Origin of the sequence: Amycolatopsis sp. NPDC051372 (genome assembly GCF_040682095.1) — a bacterium.
In the GTDB taxonomy this organism is placed as follows: Bacteria; Actinomycetota; Actinomycetes; order Mycobacteriales; family Pseudonocardiaceae; genus Amycolatopsis.
Genome location: NZ_JBFBAF010000006.1, coordinates 289,172 through 309,549 on the forward strand (window position 1 = coordinate 289,172; position 20,378 = coordinate 309,549).

Consider the following 20,378-nt stretch of genomic DNA (forward strand, 5'->3'; position numbering starts at 1 on the left):
GGCCCTGTGCTTTCTCCGGAAGTTCCTCAGTCCTGGTCGAGAAAGCCGCGGACGCTCGCGAGCACCGCGTCGACGTCGCTGCCCGAACCGCAGTCGACGTCGAGTTCTTCGACGGCCCCGGAGCGCTTCAGCTTGAGCAGCACGCGTTCGTCGCCGCGGCCCTTGCGCAGCCAGCCGAACAGCGAGCGGCACAGCGTGCCGACGGAGCGGCTGCTCACCATCACGACCACGGCGTCACCCGCCGCGTCGTCCGACACGGATCTCTCGGCCAGCCGGACGCGGTCGCGGAGCTCGTCCTCGGAACGCAGCCAGGAGGCGAGCTGGTGCAGCTCGTCACCCGAGCCGGCCACGGTGATCGCGGCGATCCCAGCCGTCACGACTCTCCCCTCACGGGTGAACAGACGGCGCGAGGGTAACCGACGCGCTGCCGCGGAGGAAGACCGCCTACCTGCATTGCTGACTGCAATTTGCAACTGCTCTGCCGATTGTTGCCCCTCCGACCACAGTCACGGCGGGAACTCTTACGGCGCGCGGTAACGCTCAGTCGCGCACCCGCCTACTTTTAACCGGATTGGCAACGCGTGCGATCGTGTCGACCGGGCACCGGCATCCGCCGTCGGCACGGGCGCGTCGTGCAGCCGACGAATGCCGGTGGACCGGTAGACCCACCCGCGGCGCCGGAGCGTTTCCCGACGCCGCGGGCTCTCTCCGCAGCAGTGTGTGCTGCTGGCCGGTGCCACCCGCGTGGGTGAAGGCAAGACATTAGCGTGCTCAGGGTGATCTCGGGAAGATCCGAACAAGAAATTGCTATGTGCAATTTGCAGATTTGTGTCGAAGTGCACTCAATCGCTCCGAGCTCAGGCCCGCCGACCCGCCAGCCACCCGACGACGCCGGCGCTCACGCCCAGCGCGACCACCGACGTGACCAAGGCGAGGACGAGCGGGCCGCCGTAGGGCGCGTCGTTGGTGAGCGCCGTGATCAGCGGGTGGACCAGCGGCACCCACTTGCCCAGCAGGACCAGGCCGAGCACGAGCACGGCCGCGAGCACCGTCCAGCCGATGCGCCCGACGAGCAGGCGCGAGCACGGCAGGCCGATCGCGATCCCGAGCAGCCCGCTCGCCGGCAGGCTCAGCAGGCCGACGCCGAACGCGTCCCAGTTCAGCTGCCACGTCCTGATCGCCGACCACACGATCGTGATCACGGTCAGCACCACCAGGCAGCCGAACACCGCCAGCACCGCGCCGCCGATGGTGCGCAGGCGGCTGCGCGCGTGGCTGAGCGTGACGAGCCGCTGCACCGGATCCTCGATGTCGAGCACCGCGATCGTGAGCCAGCAGCCGAGGACGACCAGCGCGCCGCTGCTCACGCCGTAGAGCGGCAGCACCGGCGAGTGCGGGTCGGAGTAGAGGATCACCGACAGCGCGAGGTAGGCCAGCAACGCCGGCAGGTAGCGCTGCGAAAGGCCCAGGAGCGCGAGGTAGTAGCGGCTCACGGCGAGCACGGCGCCACCTCCCGCACGGACCAGCCGCCTGAGAGCGCCCGCAACAGCACCGCGTCGGCGCTCGTCGCGTCGACGGTCAGCACCACGTGCGGGCCCTCGGCGATCGCGTGGCGCACACCGGGTTCGGCGGTCCAGTCGGTGCCGGTGCCCGCGAGCACGATCCGCGTGGCGGGTTCGGTCATCCCGTCGACGGTCCTGAGCCGGCCGCCTTCGACGCGGTAGACGGCGTCGGCGTTCTCGCGCACGACGGCCGGCCGGTGGTCGGTGAACACCACGCTCGCGCCGCGCGCCCGCGTCTCGGCCACCAGCTCGCCGAGCACCGCGTGGGTACCGACGTCGAGGCCCGACCACGGTTCATCGAGGATCAGCAGGTCGGGCCGCGGCAGCACGGCCTGCGCGAGGCCGACCTTCTGCGCGTTGCCTTTCGAGAGCGTGCGCAGCTGCGCATCGGGCCCGCCGACCAGCGCGAGCCGCTCCAACAGCGGGTCGATCGTCGACAAGTCGGCAAGTCCGCGCATGCGCGCCATGTGCCGCAGGTACGACTTCGCGCTCAGCCGCTGCCCGCCGGGGAACCGGTCGGGCAGGTAGCCGATCGACGGCGTGCCCTCGACCGTGCCGAGACTCGCGCGCGAAACGCCCGCCAGGATCCGCAGCAGCGTGGACTTCCCGGAACCGTTCGCGCCGAGGATCCCGACCACACACGCGGCGGGCACGGTCAGGTCGACGCCGTCGAGCACCAGCTCGCCGCCGCCGTACCGCTTACCGACTCCGGTGAGCCGGATCAGCGGGGTGGTCACGCAGCGGCGGCCTTCTGCAGCGCCTTCGTGGCGCGTTCCAGCTCGTCGACCTTTTTCGGGTCGACCGGGTGGCCGGTCGAGGCCAGCCACGTGGCCAGCATCCGATGCCCGCCTTCGGTGAGCACGGACTCGGGGTGGAACTGCACGCCCTCCAGCGGCAGCTCGCGGTGACGCATGCCCATGACCACACCTGATTCGGTGCGGCCGGTGACCTCGAAGATCTCGTCGCGGATCGTCTCGGGCAGCACGGTCAGCGAGTGGTAGCGGGTGGCGGTGAACCCGTCGGGCAGGCCGGCGAGCACGCCCTTGCCCTCGTGGCGGACCTGGCTCGTCTTGCCGTGCAACAGCTCGGGCGCGCGGTCCACCGTCGCGCCGAAGTGGACACCGAGGGCCTGGTGGCCGAGGCAGACGCCCAGCATCGGCGTGCGCGTCTCGGCACACTTCGCGATGACCTCGATGCTCTGGCCGGCGCGCTCGGGCGTGCCCGGGCCGGGCGACACGAGCACGGCGTCGAACTCGGGCACCCGCTCGAGGTCGACCACGTCGTTGCGCCACACCGTGCACTCGGCGCCGAGCTGCGCCAGGTACTGCACCAGGTTGTAGACGAAGCTGTCGTAGTTGTCGACGACGAGTACGCGCATGCGGCCACTTTACTGATCCGGCCAAAAGTAGGCCGCCCCCGAGCGAGACGTAACCGTCACTACGCAAGCCATCGGCCGTGACTGTGGTCGGATCAGTAAACGACCGGCACCGTGCGTCTCAGTTGCTGGACCGTACGCCAGATCACAGTGAAAGTTAGGTAGCCCTAACTTACCGTGGGTGCCGTGAGCCGATCCCTTCGCGTAGCGGTCGTGGGCGCCGGCCCCGCCGGTATCTACGCCGCCGACATCCTGGACAAGTCCGACGCCGAGGTGCAGGTCGACCTGTTCGAGCGCATGCCCGCGCCGTTCGGGTTGATCCGCTATGGCGTCGCGCCCGACCACCCGCGGATCAAGGGCATCGTCACCGCCCTGCACAAGGTGCTCGACCGCCCGAACATCCGCCTGCTCGGCAACGTCGACTACGGCACCGATCTGAAGCTCGACGAGCTGCGCGAGTTCTACGACGCCGTGATCTTCTCCACCGGCGCGATGGCCGACCGGCGGCTGGACATCCCGGGCGCCGACCTCGACGGCAGTCACGGCGCCGCCGACTTCGTGAGCTGGTACGACGGTCACCCCGACGTGCCCCGGACCTGGCCACTGGCCGCGAAGTCCGTCGCAGTGCTCGGCGTCGGCAACGTGGCGCTCGACGTCGCCCGCATCCTCGCGAAGACGGCCGACGAACTGCTCACCACCGACATCCCGGCCAACGTCTACGAAGGCCTGAAGGCCAGCCCCGTCACCGACGTGCACGTGTTCGGGCGCCGCGGCCCGGCGCAGGCGAAGTTCACGCCGCTGGAGCTGCGCGAGCTCGACCACTCGCCGAACGTCGAGGTGATCGTGCACCCCGAGGACATGGAGTTCGACGAGGCCAGCATCACGGCGCTGAGGGCGTCGAAGCAGATCGACATGGTCGTGAAAACGTTGCAGGAGTGGGCGATCCGCGACGAGGGCACGCGCCCCAAGCGGCTGCACCTGCACTTCTTCCACTCGCCGGCCGAGGTGCTCGGCGAAGACGGCCGTGTGACCGGCCTGCGCACCGAGCGGACCGAGTACGACGGTGAGGGTGGCGTGCGCGGCACGGGCGAGTTCCACGACTGGGACGTTCAGGCCGTGTACCGCGCGGTCGGTTACCTCTCGTCGCACCTGCCGGAGATCCCGTTCGACCACGTCGCGGGCGTCGTGCCGAACCAGGCCGGGCGAGTGCTGGACCTCGACGAGAACCAGCTGCCCGGCGTCTACGTCACCGGCTGGATCAAACGCGGGCCGATCGGCCTCATCGGCCACACGAAGGGCGACGCGGCGGAGACCGTCGCGAGCCTGCTGGCCGACGCCGACACTCTCACGTCGCCGAAGCACGACTCCCCCGACGCGATCCTCGACGTCCTCGCCGGGCGCGGGATTCCGTTCACCACCTGGGAAGGCTGGGGCAAGCTCGACGCGCACGAGAAGTCGCTGGGCGAGCCGCACGGCCGGGAGCGTATCAAGGTCGTCGAGCGCGACGAGATGATCCGTGTCTCGAGGGACTAGCGTTTCAAGGGACTAGCCGGCACCGAGGTAGGCGAGCACGGCCAGCACGCGGCGGTTGGTGTCGTCGGACGCGGCGATGCCGAGCTTCGCGAAGAGATTGGCTGTGTGCTTGCCGACGGCGCCCTCGCTGAAGTGCAGGCGCGCGGCGATCGCGGCGTTGGAGCAGCCTTCGGCCATGAGCTCCAGCACCTCGCGTTCGCGCGGGGTCAGGGCCGCGAGCGGGTCGGAAGCGTTGCCCGCGACCAGTTTCGCGATCACCTCGGGGTCCATCGCCGTGCCGCCGGCCGCGACGCGGCGCACGGCGTCGACGAACTGCTCGGCGTTGAACACGCGGTCCTTGAGCAGGTAACCGACGGCGCCGGTGCCGTCGGCGAGCAGCTCGCGCGCGTAGAGCTGCTCGACGTGTTGCGACAGCACGAGAATCGGCAAGCCGGGCATCTCCCGGCGGGCCGTGAGCGCCACCTGCAGGCCTTCGTCGGTGTTCGTCGGGGGCATGCGAACGTCCACAACGGACACGTCCGGCCGGTGTTCCCGCAGTGCCGCGGCGAGTTCGGGGCCGGAGCCGACCGCGGCGACGACGTCGAAGCCGTGCGCGGTGAGCAGGTGCGTCAGGCCGTCTCGGAGGAGGTACTGGTCTTCGGCGATGACGGTTCTGGGGCGGCTGGTGCCGGGACCGCTGCTTCCGGGGCCGGTTCCGGCACTGTCTGGCACGGCACCTCCAGGATCGCCTCGGTCGGTCCGCCCGGTGGGCTGGTCAGGCTCAACGTACCGTCGAAAGCCCCCAGCCTGCTCTCGATTCCGCGAAGTCCCGAGCCGCGCGCGGCTTCGGCGCCGCCGCTGCCGTCGTCGGTCACAACCACGCGCAGCACGCCGTCGGAATACGCCAGCGAGACCGAAACCCGTTTCGCCTCACCGTGTTTCGCCGCGTTGCCGAGCAGCTCGCACACGGCGAAGTACGCGCACGCCTCCACCGGCTGCTCGACGCGACCGGGCACGTCGGCCGTCACCTCGACCTTCAGCGGGCTATCGAGCGCAACCGCGCGCACGGCGTCGACGAGACCGCGTTCGGACAGCACCGGCGGGTGGATGCCGCGCACGAGCAGCCGCAGCTCCATCAACGCTTCGGCCGACGCGGTCCGCAGCTCGGCCGCCAGCCGCTTCGCCGCTTCGGGATCGCTGTCGATCAGCGCCTCGACCGCGCCGAGCTTCAGGCCCATGGCCACGAGTCGCGACTGGATGCCGTCGTGCAGGTCGCGCTCGATGCGGCGCAGCTCCGCGGCCTGGGCCACGGTGACGTCGGTGCGCGACTGGTCCAGTCGCGCCACGCGCTGCGCCAGCCGCGTGGCCTCCGTGGGCCCGAGCCACACGCGCGCGAAGCGGGCCTGCTGCCGGGCCAGCCACGTCGTCGGCGCCAGACCCGCGACCAGCAGCACGAGCACCAGGGGCGTCTGCGCGAGTGCGCCGAGGTGCGTCGACACCTCGGGCAGCGGGTACCACTGGACCGGCTGGTCCGACGCCGTCACGAACGGCCGCCGCACGCAGAGGGTCGCCAGCCCGGTCAGTCCCCAGCCGAGCAACACGACCGTCGGCAGCGTCAGCACCAGCGAGACCAAGGGAATCAGCGCACCGCCGGCGAGGTCGCGCCAGGTGGCCCGGTCGCGCAGGACCCACTGTGTGCGGGCGCGCTGCAACGGCCACCACGGCTCGTCGTACAACTGCTTGCCGAACTGGTAGAGCCCGTCGGCGCGCGGCACCGGCAGCCCGGGCGCCGGCAGGTACGGCCGGTCGATGCGCACGCCGGTCCAGTTCCCCGCCTCGCGCCGGAGCGTGTCCGTGATCGTCCGGCTGCCCACCACGAGCGACGCGATCATCGGGGCCGCGCCGATGATCAGCACCAGCTGCCACACCGAGAAGACCAGGTGCACACACGCCAGCGCGAGGAGGCCGAACTGGTGGCCCACCGACTCGAGGTGGCGGTGCAGCCACCACTTGCGGGCCGGGTCGGCGGCCGGGTGCGGCCCGAGCCAGTGGCGGGTCCACCGGCCGTACCAGCGCAGTGCGCGGCGCCCGGCCACCACGGAGAGCAACGCCGTGACCAGCGCGAACGGCGGGTTGAGCACCTGCCACCCGAGCTCACGGCTCGTCGCCCGATCCTCCATGATCCACGTGAAACGTCGGTTCCAGCGGATCCACCACGCGCGTTTGTAGAGCTGGTTGCCGTCGCGGTACCAGCCGTCGCGCTCGCGTTCCGGCTCCGCCGGCGCCGGCCGGTACGGCGTCGCGACCTCGATCTCGCACCACCGGCCGACGAGCTCCCGGGTGCGTGCCGAGCGGCCGCGTGCCCAGTCGATCGCCGGGGTGAAGAAGAACACGAGCCCGACGCAGAGCAGCAGAAAGGCGAGCAGCTCCACGAGCGCGTCGGCCCAGCTCAGCAGCGCGAGTCCGGCGAGGACGAACGCTCGCCGCACGGATTCCATTCGCCGCACCCCCTTTCCCGCAGTCTGACCGAGCCGGACAGCGGAACGCACTGGCCGAAGCTCCCCTACGAGGGTGGGCCCAGCCCCACCCCCACGTCAGCGAAACCCCACCTGAGCTGGGGTTTCGGCATCATTCTGCCGGACGCCGCGCGCTTTTAGCGTTTCCCGCATGCCACTCATCGAAGTCACCGAGCTCCGGAAAACCTACGGCAAGCGGGTCGCGGTCGACGGTGTTTCGTTCACCGTCGACCGCGGCGAGATCTTCGGCATCCTCGGCACCAACGGCGCCGGCAAGACCACCACCATCGAATGCCTCCAGGGTCTGCGCCGACCCGACTCCGGCGCCATTTCCGTGCTGGGCCTGGATCCCGCGAAGGACGCGGCGCGGCTGCACCAGAGCGTCGGCGTGCAGCTGCAGGACTCGCGACTGCCCGAAAAGCTGCGGGTGGCCGAGGCACTGGAGCTGTTCGCGGCGTTCTACCCGCACCCGGCCGACGTCGGGGTGCTGCTGCGGCGGCTGCGGCTGGAAGAACACCGGACCACTGCGTTCGGCAAGCTTTCCGGCGGCCTGCGGCAGCGGCTGTCGATCGCGCTCGCGCTGGTCGGCAATCCCGAGATCGCGATCCTCGACGAGCTCACCACCGGCCTCGACCCGCATTCGCGCCGCGACACCTGGCAGCTCGTGACCGGGGTGCGCGACGCCGGCGTGACCGTCGTGCTCGTCACGCACTTCATGGACGAGGCCGAGCGCCTCTGCGACCGCGTCGCCGTGTTCGACGCCGGCCGGATCGTCGCCACCGGCACCCCAGCCGAACTCCGTGCCACCACGGGGAAATCCACTTTGGACGACGCGTTCGTCACCCTCACCGGACGGAGCTGACCGTGCACACCTTCACCAAACTCCTCGCCACCGAGGCGAAACTCTTCGTCCGCACGCCGATGTGGGCGGTGTTCGGGATCCTGCTGCCGACCGCGGTGCTGGCCGGCGTCGGCTCGATCCCGGGCATGAGCAAACCGAGCGAGGTTACCGGCGGTTACCGCTTCATCGACCTGTGGGTCCCCTCGCTCGTGGTCGTCGCACTGGCGATGCTGGGCCTGCAGTCGATCCCCGCGGCCGTCGCGAGCTACCGCGAGCAGGGCGTGCTGCGCCGGCTCGCGACCACGCCCGTGCCACCCGCGTTCCTGCTGCTGGCGCAGCTGGTGCTGCACGCGGTAGTGGCGCTCGCGGGCGTCGGGCTGATGCTGGTGACCGCGCGCGTCGCGTTCGACGTGCCGCTGCCGCGCCACCCGCTGACCTACGTCGTGACGCTGCTGCTGGGCCTGGTCTCGGTGTTCGCGCTCGGCCTCATCGCGGCTTCGATCGCCCGCACAGCGAAGGCAGCGGCCGCGCTCGCGATGATCGCGTTCTTCCCGATCATGTTCCTCGGCGGCGTGTACCTGCCGCGGCCGCTGCTGCCCGAGGTGATCCAGCGGATCGGCGCGTACGTGCCGCCGGGCACGCAGCCACTGCAGGACGCGTGGGTCGGCGCGGGCGTTCAGCCGCTGCAGTTCGTCGCTCTGGCCGCGTTCGCGCTGGGCGGGACGGCGCTGGCCGTGCGGCTGTTCCGGTGGGAGTGATCCACCGAAGTGGTGATGAATACCGTTTTCTCTTGTGGCGTCCTCGGCCGGGCGAGTAGCCAAGGAGGGGAACCACTCACCATGGAGGTTGTCTTGTCTCTGGACGTATCGCCCGCGCTGCTGGAAAAGGCCGAGCGCGGGGAGGTCTCCGACGCCGAGTTCGTGGCCTGCGTGCGGGAGTCGCTGCCGTACGCGTGGGAAGTGATCACGGGCGTGATTGCCGAGGCCGACGGCACGCCGGAAGGCTTTGCCGACAACGAGACGCCGCCGCCGAGCGAGGCCGCCCGCGGGCAGCTGCTGCGCGCACTGGCCTCCGACGCCATCCGCGGCGGGCTCGAGCGCCACTTCGGCGTGACGCTCGCTTTCCAGAACTGCCACCGGGTGGCGGTGTTCCGGACGTCCGAACTGGATGGTGACCGCTACCGCGCGTTCGTGTCGGTGCGCGGGCAGCTGCTCAACCAGAGCCCGGAGCTGCGTGACTGTTAAGCCCTGCTTTTGAAACCCTGAGCGCGGGCAGCACCTCGGCGCCGATCCGCGCGATGTTCTCCTCTGTGCCCTCCGGCGTACCGGACGCTTCCACGAACATGATCACGTGGGCGGCGCCGGTGCGCCGGAGGCTCGTTTCCAGCGTCGCCACGCAATACCCGGGATCCCCGACGGGGTGGATCTCGCACAGGTGCTCGGTGTACTCGTGCGGATCGCGCGACGGACCGGGCCGGCCGTCCACGGTCACGTGCGCGCCGAGCCCGTCGGAAAGCCAGCCGGGCAACGACTTCCGCACCACATCGGCCGCCGCCGAGCGGCTCTCGCCGACCTGGCACAGCACCGTCGACACGTGCGCTTCGGGCCGGCCGTACGCCGCGACCGTCGCGGCCTTCTCGTCGTCACCGGCGTGCAGCCCGAGCAGCATCGGCAGCCCCCGTTCCGCGGCCAGGCGCACGGCGTCGGACTTCGGCCCGCCGGCCGCCACGACCACTTCCGGCTTCCGCCGCGGCGCCGGCACCAGCGGCACGTCGCGGAAGGTGAACTGCTCACCAGCTGCGGACGCGGTGCCCGAAGCCGCGCGGAGCAGCACGTCCAGCGACTCCTCGAAACCGCTCTCGTAACGCTCGAGCCCGGTGCCGAACACCTCCAGGTCCTGCCACGGCCCGCCGCGCCCGACGCCGAGGCGCAGCCGGCCGCCGGACACCGCGTCGAGCATCGACCACTGCTCCGCGAGCGCCACCGGGTGCGTCGTCGACAGCACGCTCACGGCCGTACCGACGGCGATCCGGGACGTGCGCCCGAGGACGTGCGCGGCGAGCGTGATCGCCGACGGGCACACGCCGTAGGGCAGGAAGTGGTGCTCGGCGAGCCAGACGTCGTCGAAGCCCGCCGCCTCGGCGGCCTCGGCCGCGCGCACGGTCCTGAGCAGCACTTCGGCGTCCTCCTGCCCCGGGAACCGGCCGGAGACGAGGAAGACGCCGAAGCGGGTGTGCCTCAGTTGTCCACCGACACTTCGTTGAACGGCAGCAGCGGGTCGAGCCACGGGAACACCACGAACATCAGCAGGGCGATGATGCCGAGCACCAGCACGACGGCGATCGTCAGCTTCGCCGCGAACGGTCCCGGCAGACGCCGCCAGATCCACGCGTACATCAGGAAGCACCGCCGATCTCGGTCAGCAGCTTCCCGTAGTCGGAGACCTGCGACTTCGGCACCTGCTGCGTGAGCACCGACGTGATGATCAGCCGCTGCTTCGCGGAGAACTGCGGGTGGCACGTGGTGAGCGTGAGCAGCGACGCTTCCTGCGCCTTCGGCAACGTGTCGGCCGGCTTGTACGGCACCGGGTTCACGGCGTCGCCCTGGCTCGGGAGCACGACCTTGCGGCCGAACGTCTGGTCGTACGCGCCGCCGCCGGCGATGCTCGGGTTGCGCAGCGTCGAGACGCCCTTGCACTTCGGCTGCGCGCCCTTGCCGCTGCTCCAGCCGGACATCTCGTCGTCGTAGGGCAGGACCTTGTAGATGTAGAAGTCGGTCTGCGTCTCGATCACGATCTGGTCGCACGAGCTCAGGTTGTCCAGGTCGTTGAAGGGTGCACCCTTGCCCACGCGGTGGCCGGCGACACCGAAGTTGCCGGGCTCGCCGGGCAGCGCCGTGCCCTTGTAGTGACCAGGGCCGATGGCGAGCGAGTCTTCGCCCGTGCCCTCCTGGATCGTGAAGTTGAAGTCGGCGCCGAACTCCGGGATGTGGATGCGCGCGAACGCCTTGCCGTCGACGAGGCCCGGGTGCAGCGTGCGGTCCTGGGCCCAGTCGCCCTGGAGCTGATCGCTCGCCGCCGACTGCTTCTCCGCCGAGAACAGGTCGGTCACGTAGACCTCGTAGACCATGAACAGCAGCACGACCAGGCCGAGCGTGATGAGGATTTCCCCGGCCGTGCGGATCGCGACGCCGCTCTTGCCCAGCGGCGCGGGCTCGGGCTTCTCCTTCACCGCGGTGGTGCCACCGGCCTCGACGGCGGCGAAGACCTCCGTCGGCTGGTCGGCCACGACGGGCCGGGGCATCCGCGGGTCGCGGCGCGGCTGCGTCATCCTCCCGGTACCCCGCGGCGGCGTGCCCATGCGCTGGGTGCCTTGCGACGGGGTTCCCTCGGCGCGCGGCGGGAGGTTCAGGCGCTCGGTGCCGCGGGGTGGGGTCCCAGGCCCTTCGGCACCCGCGCCACCGCTCCGGGCCGAGTCGCCTTGGGCGCTCGCGCGACGGCCGCGTTCTCCCGGCGCGCCCGGCCCCCGTCGGGAGCCGCCGACGTCCGGCGTCGAGCGCCCCGGCTCGGTGCCGTACTGCTGAGTGGGACGCGGCTGCCTGCTCTGTTCGGGTGATCTGCGCTGGTCGTCCTGCCTGCGCGCCGGATCACCCGCGACGCGGCGCGAAGGCGGCGGCACTCTCCGCGTGGGGTCCTCCCGGGGCTGCCTGCGTGGTCTCGCGGCGCCATCGGCACCGGGCGGCGGCTGGCGTCGCCGCTGGCCGTCGGGCCCTCCCGAGGGGCGGCGGCGGTCGTCTTCACCCGGCCAATCCTGCGTCGTCACGCAAGCTCCTCTCACACCGCCGGTGGAACTGCCGGTGGCGCTATTGTCACAGTCCGGAAATCCGACCGCTCCCGCCCGGTGCTCTGGAGCCGTCGTTTACGTTAACGTGTTCACGTGGCGCTGGTTGCGCAACCCGACGAGCGGGATGCCCGCGAACAGGCACCGCCACCAGCCAGAGCCAGAACCGCACGCGAGGAACACGATGCCGAAGTCCAAGGTCCGCAAGAAGACCGCGTACACCCCGCCCGTTGATCGCCGGACGCCGGTGAAGGTCAAGGCCGCGGGCCCGTCAAACCTGTTCTACAAGATCGTCATGTTCGGCCTCATGCTCCTCGGGCTGCTGTGGCTCATCGTGAACTACATCGCCGGCGACAAGATTTCGTTCCTGACCTCTCTCGGGAACTGGAACTTCGGCATCGGGTTCGCGGCGATGATCGTCGGCCTGCTCATGACTATGCGCTGGCGCTGATCATTACTCTGGATGGCGGCTTGACACCGAATTACACCGGTGTGACTCATCCCCAGTGTGGAAACCTCTGTGGATAACTACCCCACCTCGTGGGCCCCCCGTTCGGCCCTTGTGGTAGTGGCCTGGCTGGTCACGGTCCTGCTGCTCGCCGGCGCGGTGCTCGACGGGATCTTCGGCGACGGCAAGGGCGCGGTCCTGATGGGGCTCGCCACCGTGGCGATCGGGGCGTTCGCGGTGCACTGGAGCGTGGTGCGCCCGCGGCTATCCGTCGATGCCGAAGGCCTGGTCGCCCGCACGCTCGGCGGCACGCACCGCCTGCCGTGGGACCGGACCGGTATCCAGCTGCGCACCACCCGCCGCCTGGGCCGCGACGGCGTGACACTCGAGCTGGAACACGACGACGAGCTCTACATCTTCGGCCGCGTCGACCTCGGCGAAGACCCGCGCGACGTCCTTGACGCGCTCACCGCCCTGCGTGGCGCTCTTTAGCGGCTTTTCGGCGCCGTCTTCCTGGTTCTAGGCCAGCAGCGACGAGAGGGCGGCGGTGCGATAGACCGTGAGGCCGATCAGCGCCACCACGATGATCGACACGCCGATCACCTGCCAGCGCACGCGGTCGCGCTCCGGCGCGTACAGCAGGGCGACGGCCACGAGCGCACCAGTGATGAGCCCACCTACGTGGGCGAGGATCGAGATGCCGGGGATCGAGAACGTGATGTAGGCGTTGATCGCAAGCGTGATCAGCAACCCCGACGGGTTGAGCTTGAGCTTCACCACGATCACGGCGTAGCAGCCCATCAGGCCGAACAACGCGCCCGAGGCGCCGCCGGAGATCTGCAACGGGTTGTCGAACAGGAGTACGGCCGTCGAGGCGCCGAGCAACGACACGAAGTAGAGCGCCGTGTACCGGCCTTTGCCGAAGACCTGCTCCAGCGCCCGGCCCATCATCCACAGCGAGAACATGTTCGCGGCGATGTGGATGATCCCGAAGTGCACGAAGCCCGACGTGAAGATGCGCCACCACTCACCACCGACGAGGGTGATGGCGGGCTGCATGGCGCCGGCGAGATCGATCGGTGCGCTGCTGTTGTCGAGGCTCTTCGCCTGCAACGCGGTGATCAGGTAGATCAGCACGTTGACCGCTAGCAACGTGCTCGTGACGACGACGGAGTTCGTCGGCCGGGCTCCCGCGATCGTGCGTGTGCCCATGCCGGAGTTCTGGTAATCGCGGTGCTGTTGCCGCGTCTGCTGCGAGCCGGCGTGCACGCAGTCGGTGCACTGGAAGCCGACGGGGGCTTCCCGGAGGCAGTCGGGGCAAGCCGGCCGCCCGCAGCGCGCACAGCTCAGGCCGGTCGGGCGGTTGGGATGCCACCAGCAACCGGGGCGCGCGGCCTGCGAAGGGTACGCGGGGGGATTCGGCGGTTGGTTCACGATGACTCCAACCTACCGAAATCCCCCCGAGACGGCCCTAGGCCTCGATGGTGACCTTCTCGATGACGATGTCGGACAGCGGGCGGTCCGCCGGTCCGGTCGCCGCGCGCGCGATCGCGTCGACGACGTTGCGGGACTCCTGGTCCGCCACCTCGCCGAAGATCGTGTGCTTGAAGTTCAGGTGGGTCGTCGGCGCGACGGTGACGAAGAACTGCGAGCCGTTGGTGCCGGGCCCCGCGTTCGCCATCGCCAGCAGGTAGGGCTTGTTGAACTGCAGTTCGGGGTGGAACTCGTCGCCGAACTTGTAGCCGGGGCCGCCGCGACCGGTGCCGGTCGGGTCGCCGCCCTGGATCATGAAGCCGTCGATGACCCGGTGGAAGATCGAGCCGTCGTAGAACGGGCCGGAGTTCGTGCCCTGCGCGTTCGGCTGCGTGTACTCCTTGGAGCCGTCGGCCAGCCCCACGAAGTTCGCGACCGTCTTCGGCGCGTGGTCGGGGAGCAGGTTCACGTGGATGTCACCCTGATTGGTGTGCAGGGTGGCCTTGCGGGCGCTTTCAGTCACGTCGCCATCGTGCCATCCCCTCCCACATTTGGGGGGTTCAGGGGGCTCGCCACGGGGCAACCCGAACGCAGGACCGCAGGAAGATGGGCATTTCCCGAGGTTTCACCGGTTCCCAATGGGGGAAGACACAGCGTCACGCCGCGAAAAAGGGCACGATAGGTTACGGGCAACAGAGCGATATCAAAACGATTGGTGAGGTGAAGGCCATGACCCGGGCCGCAGATTCGGTGGGCGAGTCGGTGAAGTCCGGCGCGGTCGGCCTGCGCAAGCGAGCCACCGAAGCGGGCAAGGCGGGGGCGGCTTCGGCAGCGAAGGCCGCGGAAGCCGGCGCCGAGGAGTTCGCCAAGCAGAGCCGCCGGGCACGCAAGAAGCTCGCGAAGAAGACCGAGCTGACGCGCAAGGAGCTCAAGAAGAGCTCGGCCGCGGCTCGCAAGGAGGCCCTCGCGCGCATCGCCGAGCTGAAGAAGCCCGGTCGCAAGGCGAAGAAGGCCGCGATCAAGGCCGCGAAGTCCGCCGGTGAGTCGAAGCGCCGGGGCAAGAAGGACTTCAAGGCCGCGAAGAAGGACTTCCGCGCCGCGCTGGTCGAGGCGAAGTCGGCGGCCAAGGGCACGCGCAAGCGCCGCCGCTTGCCGTGGCTGCTCGGCCTGGGTGCCGTCGCCGTCGGCACGGCCGTGGTGCTGAAGTCGCGCCAGCAGGAGCCGCCGGTCGCCCCGGCGCCGCCGAAGGCCACCCCGCCGGCTCCCCCGGCGAAGCCCGCTTCGGAGACCAAGCCGTCTCCGGCGAGCAACGGCAAGGCGCCCAGCACTCCGGCCGCCGAGAAGAAGAACTGAACCAGACGCGAAGAGGGCCCCGGGATCGCCGTCCCGGGGCCCTCTTCCGTTGCTACTGAGGCTGATCAGGTGCTACTGAGGCTGATCAGGCCATCGCGGCGTGCTTGTCGATCAGCTGGCCGAGGCGGGGAAGGGCCTCCTCGACGTTCTTCTTGCCGTTCGGGCGCAGCTTCGAGTAGACCTTCTTGATGCTGTCGCGGCTGCTGCGGTCGGCGCGGCTGTCCGTGACACCCAGCAGAGCGTCGGACGCCTCGTCGGAGCGGCTGGTCAGGTAGGCACCGAAGTCGTTGCCGCCCTTGGCCTTGTAGTCGCCGTAGAACGGCTCGAGGGCCCCGGCGAAGTCGTCCAGCAGGGTGTCGACAGCCGAGGGGATGATGCCCGGCTTGATCTTCTTGACAGCGGCGAAGCCGGTCTTCACGACGGCGCCGGAGACCCCGCCCTTGTCGGACACCTCGGCGTCCACGAGGCCCTCGAGGTCGGTCACGACCGACGGGCGACGGCTGGAGTCGAGCAGGATTTCCTTGAGGGTGTCAGCCACGAATCTTGTCCTTGTCGTAGAGATGGCGAAGTGCTTCTGGTGCCGGACGGGCACCCGCCCGCGCGAGTGCTCCAGGGCCTGCGCGTGCCGCACAGGGTAATACAAGATCAACTTCACTCACCCGTGCGGAGGCCACTACTCAGAGCTTCAGGGCCGCGATAGCCTTCTTGGCCACTGTGCGTGCTTTGATGCTCTGCTGTTGGTTACTCGTCACGATGACCGCGGCTCCCCCCTTCGAGACCGCGTACACCACTCCGTCACCGGCCGGCTGGTAGCCGCCTTTCCACCCGGCGGGGTCCGAAGCGGGGTTCGAGGTGTCGACGGGCGCGGCGCGGTTGACCAGTTTCGTCGCGACGTCCTTCGTGCCCACGTACACCTGCACGGTGACCTGGAGCCCGCCGTCGGGGCGGTAGAAGAAGCACGACGGGTGCGGCTCGTCGTCGGAGACGCGTACGGTCGTCACGTGCTGGCCGTTCGCGTCCTGCACCGTCTCGGCCGAGAGGTACGGGCACTTCGCTTCCCGAGCCGGCTGCGGATCGGGCGGCAGGCCGGGCTCAGCCGCGTGCTTGGTGGTCGTCGGCGGCGGCGCGGGCTGCGCGGTGCCCGCAATGGGGGTCGACACGCTGCAGCCGGCGAGCAACGCCAGGGCGGGCGCGAGAGCGAGGATTCGTCGCATAGCGCGCACAGTCAATCATGTCCAGTCACACGAGAGTGAAGAGCGAAAGGTTCGAGTTCCAGCGAGTAAGGGATCTTTCACTCACTGTGGTGATAGTTGAGGGTTGGCTACCTACCCTGGCAGTCACGTATTTTCCGACTGCCAGGGAGACGACAGCCGTGAAACTCTTCGACAGAGGCCGTGCGGTTTCCTGTTCTTCTGCCACGGTGCTTCGACCGTGTTCGGCCTCTGGGGCCACCACGCCGCGGCCGTCGGCACGTGGCCCGGCTGGTGGGCCGCGCTGATCCAGCTCGTCGGCGGCGCAGCCGTGACGCTCGGCATCGGCACGCGCGTCGCTGCCGTGATCTGCTCCGGCTCCATGGCTTTCGCGTACTTCACCGTGCACTTCGGCAAGGCCGTGCTCCCCATCGAGAACGGCGGCGAGCAGGCCGCCATCTTCGCCTGGGCCTTCCTCCTGCTCGCCTTCACCGGCGGCGGCCACTGGGCACTGACCGACTTGCTCCGCCGGACCCGCGGGGTCCCGGCCACCGGCACCGTCACCGCCGGTTGACCGCTCCGGCCGCCCGGCGTGCGACGATGGGCGCCGGGCGGTCGGTTGTCACGGTCAGGGGGTTCGGGTGTTCACGCCGGATCAGTACCTGCAGGGGGAAGCGCAGTGGCAGGCCCCGCAGGCCGGCTGCAACGCCGGCCCCGGCACGGCTGGTTACGACGCCAACACCCCTGGCAAGGCTGAGTATGGCGCCCCTGGCCCCACGTCCAGCGATCCCGGTTCGGTCCCCGGCCCGATTGATCCCACCGCCGGCACGACCGGTCCCACCACCGGCGACCCCGGCCCCGGCGGCTTCCCCGGCCAACAGATCCCACAGGGCTGGCGCCCCCAGATCCCGCCACCCCCGGCCGCCGGCCCACCCGGTCCCCAGCCGCCGCACTACCCACCACCGGGCCGCCCACCGTACGGTCAGTGACATGGTTTCCCTACGCGGCTGGCAATCCTTCCCCGAAGAACTCCCGTCCTTCGACCCGGACGCGGCCCCGGAAACCCCGGAAGACCTGTTCCTCGAGTGGCTCACGGAAGCCGCCGAACACGTCCTCGCTCCCCACGCCGTCACCCTGTCCACAGTGGACTCCGAGGGCGTTCCCGACGCCCGCGTCGTGATCCTCAAGGACGTCGCCCCGTCCGCCTGGGCCATCGCCACCAGCTCGGAAAGCCCCAAGGGCCACCAGTTGGGCGCCAACCCCCACGCGGCTCTCACCTTCTTCTGGCCCGGCCGCGGCCGCCAGGTCCGCGTCCGCGGCACCGTCGCCCCGGCCGCCCCGGAGATCTCGGCGGAAGACTTCCTGGCCCGCCCACCGGCCTCCCGCGTCGAGGCCTTCATCGGCCACCAGTCCGAGCCCCTCCCGGACCCCGCCAAACTCACCGAAGCCGCCGACGCCGCCACCCACTGGGTCGCCGAAAACCCCCACACCGCCCCCAAAACCTGGACGCGCTACCTCGTCACCCCCACGACGGTCGAGTTCTGGCAAGCCTCCCACGACCGCCGCCACCTCCGCCTCCGCTACCTCCGCGCCGCCGACGACACCTGGACCCGCGAACGCCTCTGGCCCTGACCGGGCGTTCTCCAAGCCCGCCGCCGCCCCCACGACCCCGACCGCCGCACAGCCCGCGCACACCTCGGCCCGGCACGACACGCCCCCGCCCTCCACGGGGGGCGTCCCCAGTCCCATTATATCGAGGTGAGGGGCCAAAAATTGGTGTCGCCGAAATCTGTGGACAACTTCGGCGCGGAGGGGTCGATTGTGGACAAGTCGGCCGAGCTGCTGGCCGTGTCCGAACTGTTCAAGACGCGCGCGCGGGAGCGTGCGACGGTGGTCGTATGACTGTGAACCTCGCTGCTGCCGCATCCTTCCTCGCCACGCACGGGCGGGTGCTCGACCGCCGCCGGTTCGAGCTGCTGTTCGGCGAAGGTGAAGGTGCTGCGGAGGCCGTGCTCTCGGCCGTCGCGGGGTACCGCAACGCCGACGGCGGCTACGGCTGGGGGCTGGAGCCCGACCTGCGCGCGCCGGAGAGCCAGCCCGGCGGGGCGCTGCACGCGTTGGAGGTGTTCGAGGACATCGCGCCGAAAACCACGCCGCTGTCGCTGGAGCTGTGCGACTGGCTGGAGGCCGTGTCGCTGCCGGGTGGCGGGTTGCCGTTCGCGTTCCCCGTCGCGGACCGCACCGGCAGCGCTCCTTTTTGGACGGACGCGGACCCGGCGAAGTTCTCGCTGCAGAGCACGGCTTTCGTCGCGTCGACGGCGTTGCGCGTCGCGGCGCACGACAAAGCCGTGGCGGAACACCCGTGGCTCACCGCGGCCGTGTCGACCTGCCTGGACGCCATCGCCCGGGTCGAAGAGCAGCCGCACGCGATCGAGCTGTCGTTCGCCATCCGGTTCCTCGACGCCGCGCACGCCACCCGCCCTGAGGCCGACGAGCTCCTCGACCACCTCGGCAAGTTCCTGCCGGCCAACGGCATCCTCCACGTCGCCGGCGGCGGCGAGGACGAGGTCCTGCGGCCGCTGGACTTCTCGCCGATCCCCGGCCCGTCGCGCAAGGTGCTCGACCCGGCCGCGGTCGCCGCCGAGCTCGAGCGCCTCGAATCCCAGCAGCTCGAAGACGGCGGCTGGACGGTTGACTTCGGCAGTTTCTCCCCCGCGGCGTCGCTCGAATGGCGCGGCTACGCCACCGTTCGCGCGATTTCGGTGCTGCGGGCCAACTCGTAGTGTGGGGGCGTGCTGCCGCAGGACAGCCACGTCCACACCGAGTGGTCGTGGGACACCGTCACCGGGTCGATGGTCCAGTCGTGCCGGCGCGCGCTCGCGCTCGGGCTGCCGTCGGTGGCGTTCACGGAGCACGCCGACCTCACGCCGTGGCTCATCCCGGAGCCGATCCGGCCGTACCTGCCTGATCACTTCCGCGTGCGGCTGCGGACCGACGGCGTACTGGAGCCGCCGGCCCTCGACGTCGAGGGTTACCTCGCGTGCGTGCAGGAGTGCCGCGAGCGGTTCCCGGATCTGCCGATCCTGTTGGGCGTGGAGCTGAGTGAGCCGCATTGGCACCGGCCGGAGGCAGACGCGTTGCTGACGGCGCACCGCTTCCAGCGGGTGCTGGGGTCGGTGCACTCGCTGCCGGAGGGGTCGCACCACTACGAGCTGAGCGTGATCGCGGACCGCCCGGCTGACGCGACGCTGCGCGCCTACCTGGGCGAGGTGCTGGGCCTGGTCGAGTCGACGGCCGATTTCGAGATCCTGGCCCACATCGACTACGCGCTGCGCACCTGGCCTTCGGAGAAACCCTTCGTCGCCGCGGACTTCGAGGAGGAGTTCCGCACCGTCCTGCGCGCGTTGGCCGGCAGCGGACGAGCACTGGAGCTGAACACGAAAGTCCCCCTGCCGCGAGACGTGCTTCTCTGGTGGGCCGCCGAAGGGAGCCGGATCCTGTCCTTCGGCAGCGACGCCCACGCACCCGAACTCGTCGGCCACGCGTTCGCCGAGGCCGCCGCGTTGGCGACGTCGTGCGGATTCCAGCCGGGCCCCACTCCGCACGACCTGTGGATCCGCCAGGGCTAGCGCTTACCGAGCGTCCCCAGGCCGTTCGCCAGCAGGTCGAAGCCCAGTTCGGCCGCCGCGACCGCCTCCGGGTACGCCTCGGTCGCGGAGACGCCGTTCGCCATGCGGTAGTGGTTCTCCACCGACAGCCGCCACTGCACGGACGCGATCTGCGCGGCCGCCAGGCGCGCGGTCAGCGGCGACAGGTCCGGTGACTCGCCGAGCTCGGCCGCCAGCGCCAGCTCCCCGCTTTCCCGGAACCGCAACATGCTCGGCAACAGCGTCGGCGTGCCCATGATCAGCCGGTACAACGCCAGCACCTGCGGAAGGTCGCAGAGCCCGGTGATCGGGTCGTGGCGGCGCAGGCCGTCGAGGAAATGCTCACGCAGCGCGGGAAGCGGGGCTTCGCGATGCGCCCGGACCACGCGCGCGCTCTCGTGCTCGTGGTCGGCGATGCGGTGCAGGACGAGGTCGTCCTTCCCCTGGAAGTAGGCGAACAACGTCCGCCGCGACACCTCCGCGGCCTCCGCGACCTGCGAGATCGACACCTGGTCGAAGCCGTGCTCGAAGAACAGCTCGAGGGCGGCGTTCGAGATCGCCTCACGCGTGCGTTGCTTCTTCCGCTCCCGTAGGCCGGTCTGCTCGTCCACGAAAACAGGCTA

At 70.1% G+C, this 20,378-nt stretch carries 26 protein-coding genes; 12 read left to right on the top strand and 14 right to left on the bottom strand.

All coding sequences use genetic code 11. From position 1 onward, the window contains the following. Positions 1 to 26 precede the first annotated feature (26 nt). The 4 genes from AB0M56_RS12205 to AB0M56_RS12220 form a co-directional block, all read right to left on the bottom strand. Positions 27 to 377, bottom strand: a complete 351-nt coding sequence (locus tag AB0M56_RS12205) for a hypothetical protein (protein ID WP_364174116.1) — start codon at positions 375 to 377, stop codon at positions 27 to 29. A 480-nt stretch (positions 378 to 857) separates the two neighbouring features. Beyond that, complete coding sequence (locus AB0M56_RS12210) at positions 858 to 1,502, bottom strand: hypothetical protein (RefSeq protein WP_364174119.1); 645 nt, start codon at positions 1,500 to 1,502, stop codon at positions 858 to 860. Then, positions 1,490 to 2,287, bottom strand: a complete 798-nt coding sequence (locus tag AB0M56_RS12215; RefSeq protein ID WP_364174223.1) for an ABC transporter ATP-binding protein — start codon at positions 2,285 to 2,287, stop codon at positions 1,490 to 1,492. The genes AB0M56_RS12210 and AB0M56_RS12215 overlap by 13 nt, the downstream gene beginning before the upstream one ends. Before the next feature lie 8 nt (positions 2,288 to 2,295). Further along, a complete protein-coding gene (locus AB0M56_RS12220; protein WP_354865709.1) occupies positions 2,296 to 2,940 on the bottom strand; it encodes an aminodeoxychorismate/anthranilate synthase component II in 645 nt (214 codons plus the stop codon). Positions 2,941 to 3,150: 210 nt separating this feature from the next. Between AB0M56_RS12220 and AB0M56_RS12225 the strand changes: the two genes are divergently transcribed. Beyond that, on the top strand, positions 3,151 to 4,470 hold the full coding sequence (locus tag AB0M56_RS12225) for an FAD-dependent oxidoreductase (RefSeq protein ID WP_364174225.1): 1,320 nt from the start codon (positions 3,151 to 3,153) through the stop codon (positions 4,468 to 4,470). 12 nt (positions 4,471 to 4,482) lie between these two features. Here AB0M56_RS12225 and AB0M56_RS12230 read toward each other — a convergent pair whose 3' ends face one another. Both AB0M56_RS12230 and AB0M56_RS12235 read right to left on the bottom strand, forming a co-directional pair. After that, the gene (locus AB0M56_RS12230) at positions 4,483 to 5,082 is read right to left on the bottom strand and encodes a response regulator transcription factor (protein ID WP_364174227.1); all 600 of its coding nucleotides are present in this window, start codon (positions 5,080 to 5,082) and stop codon (positions 4,483 to 4,485) included. Then, the gene (locus tag AB0M56_RS12235) at positions 5,079 to 6,947 is read right to left on the bottom strand and encodes a histidine kinase (protein WP_364174122.1); all 1,869 of its coding nucleotides are present in this window, start codon (positions 6,945 to 6,947) and stop codon (positions 5,079 to 5,081) included. The genes AB0M56_RS12230 and AB0M56_RS12235 overlap by 4 nt, the downstream gene beginning before the upstream one ends. A 169-nt stretch (positions 6,948 to 7,116) precedes the next feature. On the opposite strand from AB0M56_RS12235, the gene AB0M56_RS12240 reads away from it, so the two are divergent. The 3 genes from AB0M56_RS12240 to AB0M56_RS12250 all read left to right on the top strand — a co-directional run bounded on the left by AB0M56_RS12240 (position 7,117) and on the right by AB0M56_RS12250 (position 9,050). Continuing rightward, positions 7,117 to 7,827 carry an ABC transporter ATP-binding protein gene (locus AB0M56_RS12240; protein WP_364174125.1) on the top strand — a complete coding sequence of 237 codons (711 nt, stop codon included), beginning with the start codon at positions 7,117 to 7,119 and terminating at the stop codon, positions 7,825 to 7,827. Between the two features lie 2 nt (positions 7,828 to 7,829). Continuing rightward, positions 7,830 to 8,564, top strand: coding sequence for an ABC transporter permease (locus tag AB0M56_RS12245; protein WP_364174128.1), 735 nt, complete (start codon positions 7,830 to 7,832; stop codon positions 8,562 to 8,564). Between the two features lie 93 nt (positions 8,565 to 8,657). Then, positions 8,658 to 9,050: an SCO5389 family protein gene (locus AB0M56_RS12250; RefSeq protein ID WP_364174131.1), complete on the top strand. Its 393-nt coding sequence runs from the start codon at positions 8,658 to 8,660 to the stop codon at positions 9,048 to 9,050. Here the strand turns inward: AB0M56_RS12250 and AB0M56_RS12255 are convergent. Genes AB0M56_RS12255 through AB0M56_RS12265 form a run of 3 tightly spaced genes read right to left on the bottom strand, consistent with a single transcriptional unit; the run spans position 9,019 to position 11,134 of the window. Continuing rightward, the gene (locus AB0M56_RS12255; protein WP_364174229.1) at positions 9,019 to 10,047 is read right to left on the bottom strand and encodes an LLM class flavin-dependent oxidoreductase; all 1,029 of its coding nucleotides are present in this window, start codon (positions 10,045 to 10,047) and stop codon (positions 9,019 to 9,021) included. The genes AB0M56_RS12250 and AB0M56_RS12255 overlap by 32 nt on opposite strands. Then, positions 10,044 to 10,202 (bottom strand): hypothetical protein, encoded by a 159-nt coding sequence (locus AB0M56_RS12260; protein ID WP_364174134.1) that lies wholly within the window; start codon positions 10,200 to 10,202, stop codon positions 10,044 to 10,046. The genes AB0M56_RS12255 and AB0M56_RS12260 overlap by 4 nt, the downstream gene beginning before the upstream one ends. Beyond that, positions 10,202 to 11,134 (bottom strand): class E sortase, encoded by a 933-nt coding sequence (locus tag AB0M56_RS12265; protein WP_364174137.1) that lies wholly within the window; start codon positions 11,132 to 11,134, stop codon positions 10,202 to 10,204. The genes AB0M56_RS12260 and AB0M56_RS12265 overlap by 1 nt, the downstream gene beginning before the upstream one ends. 694 nt (positions 11,135 to 11,828) lie before the next feature. On the opposite strand from AB0M56_RS12265, the gene crgA reads away from it, so the two are divergent. Both crgA and AB0M56_RS12275 read left to right on the top strand, forming a co-directional pair. Beyond that, complete coding sequence (gene crgA / locus AB0M56_RS12270) at positions 11,829 to 12,095, top strand: cell division protein CrgA (RefSeq protein WP_220245435.1); 267 nt, start codon at positions 11,829 to 11,831, stop codon at positions 12,093 to 12,095. 117 nt (positions 12,096 to 12,212) lie between these two features. Continuing rightward, entirely contained in the window at positions 12,213 to 12,584 is a 372-nt protein-coding gene (locus tag AB0M56_RS12275) for a PH domain-containing protein (RefSeq protein WP_364174140.1), read from the top strand. A 27-nt stretch (positions 12,585 to 12,611) separates the two neighbouring features. Here AB0M56_RS12275 and AB0M56_RS12280 read toward each other — a convergent pair whose 3' ends face one another. Both AB0M56_RS12280 and AB0M56_RS12285 read right to left on the bottom strand, forming a co-directional pair. Beyond that, a complete protein-coding gene (locus AB0M56_RS12280) occupies positions 12,612 to 13,304 on the bottom strand; it encodes a rhomboid family intramembrane serine protease (RefSeq protein ID WP_364174142.1) in 693 nt (230 codons plus the stop codon). 259 nt (positions 13,305 to 13,563) lie between these two features. Continuing rightward, complete coding sequence (locus AB0M56_RS12285) at positions 13,564 to 14,088, bottom strand: peptidylprolyl isomerase (protein WP_354865696.1); 525 nt, start codon at positions 14,086 to 14,088, stop codon at positions 13,564 to 13,566. A gap of 206 nt (positions 14,089 to 14,294) precedes the next feature. Between AB0M56_RS12285 and AB0M56_RS12290 the strand changes: the two genes are divergently transcribed. Next, on the top strand, positions 14,295 to 14,918 hold the full coding sequence (locus tag AB0M56_RS12290; protein WP_364174145.1) for a hypothetical protein: 624 nt from the start codon (positions 14,295 to 14,297) through the stop codon (positions 14,916 to 14,918). An 85-nt stretch (positions 14,919 to 15,003) separates the two neighbouring features. Here the strand turns inward: AB0M56_RS12290 and AB0M56_RS12295 are convergent, their stop codons facing one another. Then, a complete protein-coding gene (locus AB0M56_RS12295) occupies positions 15,004 to 15,456 on the bottom strand; it encodes a hypothetical protein (RefSeq protein WP_364174148.1) in 453 nt (150 codons plus the stop codon). Between the two features lie 139 nt (positions 15,457 to 15,595). Further along, positions 15,596 to 16,132: a DUF2020 domain-containing protein gene (locus AB0M56_RS12300; protein WP_364174150.1), complete on the bottom strand. Its 537-nt coding sequence runs from the start codon at positions 16,130 to 16,132 to the stop codon at positions 15,596 to 15,598. Positions 16,133 to 16,322: 190 nt separating this feature from the next. Between AB0M56_RS12300 and AB0M56_RS12305 the strand changes: the two genes are divergently transcribed. The 5 genes from AB0M56_RS12305 (at position 16,323) to AB0M56_RS12325 (ending at position 19,737) form a co-directional block, all read left to right on the top strand. Then, entirely contained in the window at positions 16,323 to 16,682 is a 360-nt protein-coding gene (locus tag AB0M56_RS12305; protein WP_364174231.1) for a DoxX family protein, read from the top strand. A gap of 416 nt (positions 16,683 to 17,098) precedes the next feature. After that, on the top strand, positions 17,099 to 17,740 hold the full coding sequence (locus AB0M56_RS12310; RefSeq protein ID WP_364174153.1) for a pyridoxal 5'-phosphate synthase: 642 nt from the start codon (positions 17,099 to 17,101) through the stop codon (positions 17,738 to 17,740). 144 nt (positions 17,741 to 17,884) lie between these two features. Next, positions 17,885 to 18,010, top strand: a complete 126-nt coding sequence (locus tag AB0M56_RS12315; RefSeq protein ID WP_364174155.1) for a hypothetical protein — start codon at positions 17,885 to 17,887, stop codon at positions 18,008 to 18,010. Further along, entirely contained in the window at positions 18,007 to 18,891 is an 885-nt protein-coding gene (locus AB0M56_RS12320) for a hypothetical protein (protein ID WP_364174158.1), read from the top strand. The genes AB0M56_RS12315 and AB0M56_RS12320 overlap by 4 nt, the downstream gene beginning before the upstream one ends. Before the next feature lie 9 nt (positions 18,892 to 18,900). Then, positions 18,901 to 19,737, top strand: a complete 837-nt coding sequence (locus AB0M56_RS12325; protein ID WP_364174161.1) for a PHP domain-containing protein — start codon at positions 18,901 to 18,903, stop codon at positions 19,735 to 19,737. Here AB0M56_RS12325 and AB0M56_RS12330 read toward each other — a convergent pair. Then, a complete protein-coding gene (locus tag AB0M56_RS12330; protein WP_364174164.1) occupies positions 19,734 to 20,366 on the bottom strand; it encodes a TetR family transcriptional regulator in 633 nt (210 codons plus the stop codon). The genes AB0M56_RS12325 and AB0M56_RS12330 overlap by 4 nt on opposite strands. Positions 20,367 to 20,378: the final 12 nt, after the last annotated feature.

Bases quoted from the DNA above. Each gene is read 5' to 3' on its own strand.
- AB0M56_RS12310 (WP_364174153.1), top strand. From the start codon at position 17,099: ATGGTTTCCCTACGCGGCTGGCAATCCTTCCCCGAAGAACTCCCGTCC.
- AB0M56_RS12280 (WP_364174142.1), bottom strand. From the start codon at position 13,304: ATGGGCACACGCACGATCGCGGGAGCCCGGCCGACGAACTCCGTCGTC.
- AB0M56_RS12260 (WP_364174134.1), bottom strand. From the start codon at position 10,202: ATGTACGCGTGGATCTGGCGGCGTCTGCCGGGACCGTTCGCGGCGAAG.
- AB0M56_RS12290 (WP_364174145.1), top strand. From the start codon at position 14,295: ATGACCCGGGCCGCAGATTCGGTGGGCGAGTCGGTGAAGTCCGGCGCG.
- AB0M56_RS12220 (WP_354865709.1), bottom strand. From the start codon at position 2,940: ATGCGCGTACTCGTCGTCGACAACTACGACAGCTTCGTCTACAACCTG.
- AB0M56_RS12265 (WP_364174137.1), bottom strand. From the start codon at position 11,134: ATGACGCAGCCGCGCCGCGACCCGCGGATGCCCCGGCCCGTCGTGGCC.
- AB0M56_RS12300 (WP_364174150.1), bottom strand. From the start codon at position 16,132: ATGCGACGAATCCTCGCTCTCGCGCCCGCCCTGGCGTTGCTCGCCGGC.
- AB0M56_RS12235 (WP_364174122.1), bottom strand. From the start codon at position 6,947: ATGGAATCCGTGCGGCGAGCGTTCGTCCTCGCCGGACTCGCGCTGCTG.
- AB0M56_RS12240 (WP_364174125.1), top strand. From the start codon at position 7,117: ATGCCACTCATCGAAGTCACCGAGCTCCGGAAAACCTACGGCAAGCGG.
- AB0M56_RS12320 (WP_364174158.1), top strand. From the start codon at position 18,007: ATGACTGTGAACCTCGCTGCTGCCGCATCCTTCCTCGCCACGCACGGG.
- crgA (WP_220245435.1), top strand. From the start codon at position 11,829: ATGCCGAAGTCCAAGGTCCGCAAGAAGACCGCGTACACCCCGCCCGTT.